Consider the following 1,051-nt stretch of genomic DNA (forward strand, 5'->3'; position numbering starts at 1 on the left):
TTGCGGTCATCCACTCCTCGTCTTGTTCGGCCAGCAAGGCGCTGATTAAGCGCAGGCAGCTGGCCGAGTTAGGAAACAACGTGGCGACACGGGTACGCCGCTTGAGCTCCTTGTTCAAACGCTCCAGGCCGTTGGTCGTGCGCATGCGCACCCGATGGGCCTCGGGCAAGTCGAAGACGGCAAAACCCTCCGGCAGGTTTTTCTCGGCCCAGGCGGCCAGTTGCGGGTGGCTGACTTGCCAGTCTTTGAGCGCCGCGTTGAGCAGTCGCTGTGCCTCAATGGCATCGCTCGCATTGAAGATGCCGCGTATTTGGCGCGCTACCGGCGTGCGCTGGTCCAGCCGGCTGACGTAGCCCTGTGCGTTGTGTTGGAGGTGAAACTGGCAGCGCTGCCAGGGCACACCGGGAAACATCGCCTTGCGCGCGGCCTTCAAACCGGCATGGTCGTCACTGGCGAGAAACTTGACCCCGCGCAGGCCGCGCTCAATCAGGCTGTCTAGACAAGGCCCGCCAATGCACCTCAGCTTCTGACAGCGCCACCGACACGCCCAACACCCGGCGGTGGCCTGAAGCCGTCACGCCGATGGCCACCAAAACCGCACAATCGACTACCCGGCCGGCCTCGCGCACGCGCTCATAACGCGCATCCAAAATCACGTACGGTGTCTCATTCCCAAGGGCCGGGTACGCCAGGCGTGCAAGCCCGTGTCCAGCAGCGCTGTGCAACGGCTGATTTGCGTGCTGGAGATGCTCACCTCGGGCCCCACCAGCTTTTGCAACACTTCGATGACTTTTCGGGTGGAGACGCCCTGCACATACATCTCGGCAAGCGCCAGATTCATGGCCTGCTCCGAGCGACTGCCGCGCTCCAGGGCGCTGGGATAGAACCCGCCAGAGCGCACTTGCGGCACTTCGAAGGTGACTTCGCCCATGCGGGTCAAAACAGTCTTGTCCTTGTAGCCGTTGGCGTAATCGACCCGCTGGGCCGAGCGCTCGTACGGCGTGGCCTGAAGGTGCTGGGCCCGCTCAATGCGGGAGGCTTCATTGACCAG

1 pseudogene is annotated in these 1,051 nt (G+C 63.3%); it reads right to left on the reverse strand.

What is annotated here, in order from left to right:
- Nucleotides 1–1,051 (reverse strand): annotated as a pseudogene (locus IWX85_RS20675) (IS256 family transposase); the annotation flags it as partial.

It is taken from the genome of Polaromonas sp. CG_9.11 (assembly GCF_015752225.1).
In the GTDB taxonomy this organism is placed as follows: domain Bacteria; phylum Pseudomonadota; class Gammaproteobacteria; order Burkholderiales; family Burkholderiaceae_C; genus Polaromonas.